Annotated in this window: 10 protein-coding genes; 4 read left to right on the forward strand and 6 right to left on the reverse strand. The window is 67.6% G+C overall.

Features of this window, described 5'->3' with window-relative positions; translation table 11 throughout:
- Positions 1 to 3: 3 nt before the first annotated feature.
- A complete protein-coding gene (gene metW / locus AX724_RS00545) occupies positions 4 to 597 on the reverse strand; it encodes a methionine biosynthesis protein MetW (protein WP_066762303.1) in 594 nt (197 codons plus the stop codon).
- Positions 594 to 1,730: a homoserine O-acetyltransferase MetX gene (gene metX / locus AX724_RS00550; RefSeq protein ID WP_066762304.1), complete on the reverse strand. Its 1,137-nt coding sequence runs from the start codon at positions 1,728 to 1,730 to the stop codon at positions 594 to 596. Before metX ends, metW begins: the two co-directional genes overlap by 4 nt.
- A 75-nt stretch (positions 1,731 to 1,805) precedes the next feature.
- Here metX and AX724_RS00555 point away from each other — a divergent pair, with 75 nt between their 5' ends.
- From AX724_RS00555 to AX724_RS00565, 3 genes are all read left to right on the forward strand, one after another.
- Positions 1,806 to 2,768: a 2-hydroxyacid dehydrogenase gene (locus tag AX724_RS00555; protein ID WP_066762306.1), complete on the forward strand. Its 963-nt coding sequence runs from the start codon at positions 1,806 to 1,808 to the stop codon at positions 2,766 to 2,768.
- A gap of 210 nt (positions 2,769 to 2,978) precedes the next feature.
- Entirely contained in the window at positions 2,979 to 4,088 is a 1,110-nt protein-coding gene (gene hisC, locus AX724_RS00560; RefSeq protein ID WP_066762362.1) for a histidinol-phosphate transaminase, read from the forward strand.
- Between the two features lie 4 nt (positions 4,089 to 4,092).
- Positions 4,093 to 4,998, forward strand: coding sequence for a prephenate/arogenate dehydrogenase family protein (locus tag AX724_RS00565; RefSeq protein ID WP_066762309.1), 906 nt, complete (start codon positions 4,093 to 4,095; stop codon positions 4,996 to 4,998).
- A 13-nt stretch (positions 4,999 to 5,011) separates the two neighbouring features.
- On the opposite strand, the gene AX724_RS00570 is transcribed toward AX724_RS00565, so the two are convergent.
- From AX724_RS00570 to ftsE, 4 genes are read right to left on the reverse strand one after another with little or no spacing between them, the layout of a single operon-like run.
- On the reverse strand, positions 5,012 to 5,701 hold the full coding sequence (locus AX724_RS00570) for a lysophospholipid acyltransferase family protein (RefSeq protein ID WP_066762312.1): 690 nt from the start codon (positions 5,699 to 5,701) through the stop codon (positions 5,012 to 5,014).
- Positions 5,702 to 5,714: 13 nt separating this feature from the next.
- The gene (locus AX724_RS00575) at positions 5,715 to 6,245 is read right to left on the reverse strand and encodes a YdcF family protein (RefSeq protein WP_066762315.1); all 531 of its coding nucleotides are present in this window, start codon (positions 6,243 to 6,245) and stop codon (positions 5,715 to 5,717) included.
- Positions 6,242 to 7,147 (reverse strand): cell division protein FtsX, encoded by a 906-nt coding sequence (locus tag AX724_RS00580; protein ID WP_066762316.1) that lies wholly within the window; start codon positions 7,145 to 7,147, stop codon positions 6,242 to 6,244. Before AX724_RS00580 ends, AX724_RS00575 begins: the two co-directional genes overlap by 4 nt.
- Complete coding sequence (gene ftsE, locus AX724_RS00585; RefSeq protein ID WP_066762319.1) at positions 7,144 to 7,857, reverse strand: cell division ATP-binding protein FtsE; 714 nt, start codon at positions 7,855 to 7,857, stop codon at positions 7,144 to 7,146. The genes AX724_RS00580 and ftsE overlap by 4 nt, the downstream gene beginning before the upstream one ends.
- Positions 7,858 to 8,024: 167 nt before the next feature.
- Here ftsE and AX724_RS22520 point away from each other — a divergent pair.
- The coding region (locus tag AX724_RS22520) for a zinc-ribbon domain-containing protein (protein WP_197421437.1) at positions 8,025 to 8,221 on the forward strand (197 nt) is incomplete at its 3' end.

An 8,221-nucleotide genomic window follows, 5' to 3' on the forward strand; every position in this document is an offset into this window, starting at 1 on the left:
TGCCTATTTCCGCAGCAGGAACACCGCATGTTCGGCGAACAGGTTCGCGTTCGCATGGGTGGTCTCTCGGTCGCCCTTCAGGAACCACTGCCCGTCGATGTGCCAGCCCCGATCCTTCACCAGCGCGCGGAAATCGTCGACGGTGACATGGTGGATATTGAGCGTGTCATACCATGTGTCGGGCAGCAGCCGCGTCACCGGCATCCGCCCGCCCCACATCAGCGACAATCGCCCGCGCCAGTGCGCGAAATTGGGAAAGGACACGAACGCCTGCGCCCCGATGCGCAGCAATTCTTCCACCACCCGGTCCGGCCGCCGCGTCGTCTGGAGCGTCTGGCTCAATATCGCATAGTCGAAACTGGCGTCGGGATAATAGCCAAGGTCGGTGTCCGCGTCCCCCTGAACCACGGAAAGCCCGCGCGCCACGGCGGCCGCGACATTGGACCCGTCGATTTCCAGGCCGCGCGCGTCCGCCCCCGCATTGTCGCGCAGCGCCGCCATCAGCGCGCCGTCGCCACAACCCACGTCCAGCACCCGCGCGCCCGGCCGTACGGTGCGGGCGATCAGCGCCAGGTCGGGACGCAGCCCCGCGCTCATGCCCGCCCGCCGCGCAGGAAGCCGTCCACCACGCGGTTCAGCTCCGGGCATTCCAGCAGGAAGGCGTCATGGCCGAACGGGCTGGACAGTTCGACGAAGCTCGCCTGCGCGCCGCTGGCGTTGAGCGCATGGACGATGATCCGCGATTCCGTGGTGGGATAGAGCCAGTCGGTATCGAAGCTGACGAGGCAGAAGCGCGCCTTCGTTGCCGTGAATGCCGTCGCCAGCGAGCCGCCATGATCGTCGGCAATGTCATAATAATCCATCGCGCGGGTAATATAGAGATAGGAGTTGGCGTCAAACCGGTCGGTGAAGCTCAACCCCTGATGGCGCAAATAGCTTTCCACCTGGAAATCCGCGTCAAATCCGAAGGTCTTGGCGTCGCGCGCCTGCAGGCGGCGGCCGAATTTCTCGGTAAGGCCGGCTTCGGACAGATAGGTGATGTGCGCCGCCATCCGCGCGACCGAAAGGCCCGCGACCGGCGCTTGTCCGTCCGCATAATAATCGCCGCCGCGCCAGTTGGGATCGGCCATGATCGCCTGCCGTCCGACTTCGTGGAAGGCAATGTTCTGCGCGCTGTGCCGCGCGGTGGAGGCGATCACGACGCAGCTTTCCACGCGATCGGGAAACAGGGTGGGCCAGGTCAACGCCTGCATCCCGCCCATCGATCCGCCGATCACTGCCTTCAGCCTCTCGACCCCCAGATGATCGAGCAGCGCCGCCTGGGCGCGCACCATGTCGGCGATGGTCAGCACCGGGAAGCGCATGGCGAAGGGATCGCCCGTCACCGGGTCGATGCTGGCCGGGCCGGACGACCCCATGCAGCTGCCGATCACGTTGGAACAGATGATGAAATGGCGGGCGGGGTCGACCGGCTTGCCTTCTCCCACCAACCGCCACCACCAGCCGGGCTTGCCGGTGACGGGATGATCGGACGCGACATATTGGTCGCCGGTCAGTGCATGGCAGATCAGGATGACGTTGGATCTGTCCGCATTCATCGCCCCGTAGGTTTCATAGGCGATATCGACCGGGCCAAGGGTCGCCCCGCTCGACAGCCGCAGCGGCGCGGTCAGGCGCGCCTGCCGGCGCAGGCCGAAACGGCTGTCTTCGCTTGAAGGGAGGCTCGCCATGATCGCGCGGGGCTAGGACCCGCGCGCGCGCCTGTCAATCTGGCATCATGAGGCGCCGGCGGCTACATCCACGCTATGACCAACATCCCCCTGCCGACCCATAAGCCGCCCGTCCTCGGCTACGGCCATCTTAACCCCTATCTGGAAGGGGAACTGGCCCGCCGCTTCACGCTCCATCGCCTGCCGGCGGACGCCGACCTGTCCGCCCTGCCAGACGATATGCTGCAATCGCGCGCGCTGGTCAGCTTCGGGTCGGTCGGCGCGCCCGCCGCGATCATGGACGCCCTGCCGAAGCTGGAAATGATCGCCCTCTTCTCGGTCGGCTATGACAAGGTGGACGTCGATCATGCCCGCGCGAAGGGCATCCGGGTCACCAACACGCCCGACGTGCTGACAGACGACACGGCCGACCTCGCCGTGGGGCTGCTCTACGCCACCGCACGCAATATCGCCGCCAACGACCGGCTGGTGCGATCGGGTGCCTGGGCGCGCGGCGAAACGCCTGCCCTGTCGGGCCGGGTGACAGGGTCGCGCATCGGCATATTGGGCCTCGGCCGCATCGGCCGCGCCATCGCAAAACGGCTGGAGCCCGTGGCCGGCGAGATCCTCTATCATAATCGCCGGGAAATGACGGACGCGCCCTATCGCTATGTCGCCGACCGCATCGACTTCGCCCGGCAGTGCGACGTCATCATGGTCGCGACCTCGGGCGGGCCCGAAGCGGCGCAACTGGTGGACCGCGCGATGCTCGACGCGCTCGGGCCGGACGGCCTGCTGGTGAACATCAGCCGGGGCAGCGTGGTGGATGAGGCTGCGCTGGTCGCCGCGCTCGCGGACGGGCGCATCGCAGGCGCAGGGCTCGACGTTTTCGCCAACGAACCCCATGTGCCCGCCGCCCTGCTCGCCATGGACCAGGTGGTGGTGCAGCCGCATCAGGGCAGCGCCACCCGCCACACGCGCAAGGCGATGGCCGATCTCGTGCTTGCCAATCTCGAAGCGCATTTCGAAGGACGGCCGCTGCTGACGCCCGTCGTCTAGGGAAGGCCCCTGATCGCCACGCCGACCGGCCATAGGAAGAGAAGCGTGGGGAACGCTTCGGTGAGGCGTCGGGGAAGCGTGGGGAACGCGTCGCGAGCGCGTCGCGGACGTTTTCGGCGGAAAAGCGTCGCCAACGGTGTGAACTTCGGCGGCGGTCCGCAATGCTCCGCCGACTTTGCCTTTTTCCCCGAACTCGCTAAAGCCCCGGCCATGACAGATCTTGCTCTCAAACCCGCTCCCAAGGACTGGATTCTCGGCATTTCCCCCTATGTCCCCGGCAAGGCCGCCGCGGATGACGGCCGCCGGCTCATCAAGCTCAGCGCCAATGAGAATCCGCTCGGCACCGGACAGGCTGCGCGCGACGCCTTCCTTGCCGCGACTGCCGACATGGCCACCTATCCCGATCCGTCCGCCACGGCGTTGCGGGAAGCGATCGGCGCGGCGCACGGTCTCGATCCCGCGCGCGTCATCTACGGCACCGGCTCCGACGAACTGCTGCACCTCGCCGCCTCCGCCTATGCAGGGCCGGGGGATGAGATACTGTATGTCCGCTACGGCTTTTCCGTTTACGACATTGCCGCCCGGCGCGTCGGCGCGACGCCGGTGATCGCGCCCGACCGCGACTATGCGACCGATGTCGACGCGCTGCTCGCCGCAGTGACCGACCGGACAAAGGTCGTATTCCTCGCCAATCCCAACAATCCGACCGGCACGATGACGTCGCGCGCCGAAATCGCGCGGCTCCACGCCGGGCTGCGCCCTGACATCCTGTTCGTGCTGGATCAGGCCTATGCCGAATATCTGGACGCTGACGAGGATGATGGCGGGCTGGAGCTGGCGCAGACCGCGTCCAACGTCCTCGTCACGCGCACCTTCTCCAAAATCTACGGGCTGGCGGCCGAACGGATCGGCTGGGGCTACGGCCCGGCCCATGTCATCGACATGCTCCACCGCATCCGCGCGCCGTTCAACGTGACGACTGCCGGTCAGGCGGCAGCCATCGCAGCCATCGCCGACACGGCCTGGGTCGAACAGAGCCGCGCCCATAATGCGCGCTGGCGCGACTGGCTGGCGGGCGAGATCGCCTCCCTGTCCAACCATGGCCTGCGCGCCGTTCCCAGCAAGACCAACTTCCTGCTCATCCTGTTCGACGGCGCGCTGACCGCCGAAGCGGCGATGAAGGGGCTGTGGGACGAAGGCTTCGCCACCCGCTGGCTGCCGGGACAGGGCCTGCCCAACGGCCTGCGCATCACCATCGGCACGGAGGATCAGACCCGCGCCGTCGCCGCGAAGCTGCGCGCCATGGCGGAGGCAGCCTGACGCGATGCTGCCATTTTCCCGCATCACCATCATCGGCCTTGGGTTGATCGGCTCCTCGCTCTGCCGCGCGATCCGCGCCGAAATGCCGACGGTGCGGGTCACGGGTCATGACGCGGACCCGGCCGTGCGGGACATTGCGCGTCGCATAGACCTGTGCGACGACATCACCGACACGGCCGCCGCTTCCGTGACGGACGCTGACCTCGTCATCCTGTGCGTGCCCGTCCGCGCAATGGGCGCGGCCGCCGCCGAGATCGCCGACGACCTGCCAGCCGACGCCATCGTCAGCGACGTCGGGTCCTGCAAGGCGGACGTGCTGGCACAGTTGAGCGCCGCGCTGCCGCACCACAGCATCGTCCCCGCGCACCCCGTCGCCGGCACGGAAAACAGCGGCCCCGAAGCCGGCTTCGCCACGTTGTTCAAGGGCCGCTGGTCGATCGTCACTCCGCCGCAGGATGCCGATCCGGCTGCGGTGGAACGGGTCGCCGAACTGTGGCGGCGGCTGGGCGCGCAGGTCGAGACGATGGAGCCGGCGCACCATGATCTGGTGCTGGCGGTGACCAGCCACCTGCCCCACCTTATCGCCTATACCATCGTCGGCACGGCCAGCGATCTGGAAGATGTGACCCGCAGCGAAGTCATCAAATATTCGGCCGGCGGCTTCCGCGATTTCACCCGCATCGCCGCGTCCGATCCCACCATGTGGCGCGACGTGTTCCTGGCGAACAAGGATGCGGTACTCGAAATGCTGCAACGCTTCTCGGAGGATTTGTCGGCGCTTCAGCGGGCGATCCGCTGGAATGACGGCGACGCGCTCTTCTCGCTCTTCACCCGCACCCGCGCCATCCGTCGGTCGATCATCGAAGAGGGGCAGGACGACGCCAAGCCGGACTTCGGCCGATCGCACTGAGCGCAAGGGGCGTTCAGGGGTTGAGGGCGTTGATGGCGGCGTGGACGCGCGTCTCCGCATCCTTGCGATCGAGGCCGGGGGGGATCATCTCGCCCACCTTGTAGGTGATGATGCCTGCGCGTTTCAGGAAGCGGCCTCGCGGCGAAACCCGGCCGCTGTCGATCGCGATCGGCACGACCGGCAGACGCAACAGGCTGTAGAGGCCGGCAAAGCCCGCCTTGAGCGGCGGGCATTCTCCGTGGGGGACGCGCGTCCCTTCCGGGAAAAGGCAGATGGCGCGCCCCTCCGCCGTCGCCTCCTTCGCCGCCGCGCGCAAGGCGCGCAGGGCGCTTGCCCCGGCCGTGCGCTCGATAGGGATCAGGCCGTATCGCCGCGCGATCCCGCCCCAGAGCGGAATGTCGAACAGTTCGCGCTTCGCGCCGATCGCCGGGCGGTCGAACAGGCACAGCATATCGATCGTCTCGAACATCGATTCATGCTTGACGATGTAAAGATACGGCCCACGGGGCAGTTCGCCTTCCACCACCACCTTCTGCCCCAGCAGCCAGCGGGCGCAGCCGCGATGAAAGCGGCTCCAGGCAGTGGCGATCCGCTGCACCGCCGTGGGCGCAACCCATCCAAAGAGCATCGCCGTCAGCACGAAGCTGAGGCTCCCTCCGTAGAATATCAGCATGAAAAGCAGGGAACGGAGCGCCGTGACCATATGCCAGATCCTGTCAGACGCCGATCAGCGCGGCAGCGCGGCGAAGCAGATATTTATTATATTCACGCAGCAGCACGGAAAAGCTGGGACGGCTTGGCACCGCGTCATAGACGATGGTGACGCGTGCGGGCAGCGCCTGCCGCAGTTCGAGCGCGGCGCGACGCATGTGCCAGTCGGTGGTGATGAGGCGCACGGTGCGATAGGCGCGCCGGTCGAGCCAGCGGGCCGTCTCGATCGCGTTGGAACGGGTGTCGATCGCCTCCCGGCCCAGGGTGATGCAACAGGTAAAGAGCCGCTCGGGCGCCTTATATTCCGCAGCCAACTCGCCCGCACGCACCGAACGGTCGACGCCAGAAATCAGCATCCGCTTGGCCGCGCCGTCCTCCAGCAGGGAAAGGCCGCGATCGATCCGTCCCGCGCCGCCGGTCAGCACGACGATGGCGTCGGTCTCGCGCCCGTCGAGCGGCTGCGGCAGAAGAATCGCGAACCAGGCGAAGCCCAGCATCCAGGCGAGCAAGGCGACGGCGGCGAGACGGACGATCACAGAGCCCGCCCCAACGCCCGCAACACGGTCCAACGCGCAGTCAGCATCGCGAGGCAGACACCCAGCAGCGGCAACAGCGCGAGCAGCGCCCAGCCGCGCGTGTCGATCTCTACAGCGCCAAGCAGGTCGGAACCGGCGGCCGAAAGCCGCAGCCCGATGAGGATGATGACCAGCACGGCGAAGGCGAAGCCCAGAGCGCTGCCGAAGAGGGCGTCGAGACCGATCCGCCGCTGGAACAGGCGCGCGATCTGGACGTCGGTCGATCCCATCAGGTGCAGCACGTCGATGGTCCCCCGATGGCTGTCATGCGCGCCGCGCGCCGCCAGCACGACCACCGCGCCCGTGGCCAGCGCCATCAGCGCGACAACGCCGACTGCAAGCCAGCCCAGGGCACTCAAAAGGCCCGCAAGCGGCGCGAGAAAGGCCGCATGCGGCTCGATCCGCAATTTGGGAGACAGGCCGCCCAGACGCCGCCGCAGGTCCGCGATCTTTCCCTCCGCGTCTTCGGGCGTCAGCGTCAGGTCGATCAGCGCAGGCACGGGCAAGTCGCCACTGGTCGCGGCATCGCCGAGCCAGGGACGCAACTGATCGGCCAGCGTCGCCGGATCGACCGGATCGGCGGACCGGACGTGCCGGTTGCTGCGCAACAGGCCCAGCGCCGCCGTCGCGAGGCGGGTTCGTGCTTGCGCGTCCGCCTCCACCACCTGGACGCTGGCGCGGCCAGCGAGGTCGGCGCTCATCGACCGCACCGCAGCCCCCATGGCCAGTGCGGCGGCCGCCGACAGGACGGTCAGGAACATCATGATGCCGATGATCCAGGGCATGGGGCCGGCCACGCGGCCTTCCGGAAGCAGACGATAGCGCGCGGCGGCGGCCGTCCTGCGACCGGCACGGCCGGTCACGATCCACGCTCCTGCGAGCGCGGCGGATAGCGCAGCGTCCCTGTGGGATCGGCCAGTCTGCCCTTGTCGAGCCGCATCATCTGCGCGCCGGACACCTGCGCGATCAGGGGCAGATCGTGGGTGGCGACGACGATGGTAGTGCCAAGGCGGTTGAGCGCCTCGAACAAGGTCAGCAGCCGCCTGGCCATTTCTGCGTCGACATTCCCGGTCGGCTCGTCCGCCACCAATATCTCGGGCCGGCCGATCACCGCCCGGGCGATGGCGACGCGCTGCTGCTCCCCGCCCGACAGCGTCGCGGGCCGCGCCTGCCCCCGGTCCCCCAAGCCGACCCAGTTCAGCATTTCCGCGACAGGAGCGTCGATTTCCCCTTCTTCCATGCCGGCGACGCGCAGCGGCAAGGCGATATTGTCATAAGCGGACAGATGGGGGACGAGCCGGAAGTCCTGGAAAACCACGCCGATGCGGCGGCGGAAGCCCGGCAAGCGCTTGCGCGGCAGCGTCACCACATCCTCGCCGAACAGGCGGATGACGCCGCGGCTGGGCCGCTGCGCCAGATAGAGCAGTTTCAGGAGCGATGTCTTGCCCGCGCCGGATGCGCCGGTCAGGAAGTAGAAGCCGCCGCTGGCGAGCGAGAAGCTGACGTCGGAGAGCGTTTCGCTATCGAGGCCATAGCGCAGGCCGACATTTTCGAACTGGACGATGGCCGACATAGACTGAAAAATCGCGCCGCCGCGCTCCCTGCGTCCCCGATATCCAAGCCATGGCACAGCGGGCGGGCCGTCGTAAAGCCCGCCCGCGCAAAGCCGCGAGTCGCAGGATGTCGCCGTGCCGCTTGTTGCCGCTTGCGCGCGAGTCCCTGGCGTGATTATGAAGCGAAATGATACTGGTGTGCCCCAATTGCGCGACGCGCTATGTCGTGCCGGACAGTGCGGTCGGCCCCAACGGTCGCCAGGTTCGCTGCGCGGCGTGCAAACATAGCTGGTTCCAGGAGCCGGCCCTGCTGGCGGAACGGGAAACGACCGTCGCGTCCGCGCCGGAGGCAGCCCCGGTCGCGCCACCTCCACCACCACCACC

Source organism: Sphingobium sp. CCH11-B1 (assembly GCF_001556865.1).
Taxonomy (GTDB): domain Bacteria; phylum Pseudomonadota; class Alphaproteobacteria; order Sphingomonadales; family Sphingomonadaceae; genus Sphingobium.